1 pseudogene is annotated in these 213 nt (G+C 53.1%); it reads left to right on the forward strand.

Features of this window, described 5'->3' with window-relative positions:
• Nucleotides 1-213: pseudogene (locus KJQ96_RS39890) on the forward strand (hypothetical protein); the annotation flags it as partial.

Below are 213 nucleotides of genomic sequence, written 5' to 3' on the forward strand. Positions count from 1 at the left end.
TATGCAACTTATTGCAGGCTTCCCCTGGTCGGCAGCGACAATGTTCCAGATCAACCGGTGCTTGCAGATCGGTTGAAACTTCCGTTTCTAAAGGCTAACCGGCTGCTGCCGATTTCGTTTGACGGACGGCGCATACTGATCGCAACCGCAGATCCATTTGTCGATGACGCGGCCAAGGCGATCAGTTACATGCTCGAGGTTGATGTCGATCTC

Source organism: Bradyrhizobium sp. sGM-13 (assembly GCF_018398875.1).
Classification (GTDB): domain Bacteria; phylum Pseudomonadota; class Alphaproteobacteria; order Rhizobiales; family Xanthobacteraceae; genus Bradyrhizobium.